Below are 847 nucleotides of genomic sequence, written 5' to 3'. Positions count from 1 at the left end.
AAGCCGTCGCGTTGTTGGGTGAGCACTTGCAGGGTGAGCTTGCGTAAGGTGGCCAGGTTTTCCGGCCCGTAGCCCGCGCGCACCCGACAGGCATCTTCTTTCAATGTTACGTCCAGATGCCAGTGCAGGTGGTTTTCGATGCTCCAGTGCCCCCGCGCTAACTTRCTGTARTARAGYGGATTTTCTTCCACTTCATCACTCAGRTAATAGCGCACCTGGCGKGTCGTCTTGCCCGCCACGCACCGGCTGGCCTCGACTTTGACCAGCGTTTGCAGCCCGGGCCACGCGGCCACGAACGCGGCATCCAGGCTGCTGGCGGCCAGGCACCAGCAGCGGCGTTGCTCRAACCGGTCACGGSCATATTCCCATTTTTCCTGCGCGCTGTCCGCCGCATTGGCTTGGAACGCACAGCTCACTTCTTCCCACAACTGGCCCTGGTTGCGCTTGAGAGCCAGAGGTAATGGCCCTGCTGCTGGCGAATCTGGCCGGCAATGGCGGCCTGGCAGCCCATGGCGTCGATGGTGACCACGGCCTCACGTAGGTCCAGTTGGGCCAGCAGTTCGGGTAAGGCCGTGATTTCATTGCTTTTATCGGCCACTCGCTGCTGGCCCACACACAAGCGGTTCTCGCTCACCCAGGCATTAACCAGGTACAGGCCGGCGTTGTCAGCACTGCGCGGACTCACGCCCCGCAGCTTTTTGCCATCGAGGCAGAGTTGTTTCTGGGCCAGCGTGTCGAGCAGCGCATGGCCGTGCTGGGCCAGACAGTCCTGCAGCAAGGCGGGAGAGAGCAGTTGAAATACGCGGTTAAACGTATCGTGCGACGGCACACTGGGCAAGTCTACCAA

Annotated in this window: 1 pseudogene; it reads right to left on the bottom strand. The window is 61.3% G+C overall.

Features of this window, described 5'->3' with window-relative positions:
• Positions 1-829 (bottom strand): annotated as a pseudogene (locus tag D0T11_RS23285) (ISAs1 family transposase); the annotation flags it as partial.
• Positions 830-847: the final 18 nt, after the last annotated feature.

The organism is Hymenobacter rubripertinctus (assembly GCF_003583925.1).
Taxonomy (GTDB): Bacteria; Bacteroidota; Bacteroidia; order Cytophagales; family Hymenobacteraceae; genus Hymenobacter; species Hymenobacter rubripertinctus.
This window is presented reverse-complemented; position numbering and strand designations above follow the sequence as displayed.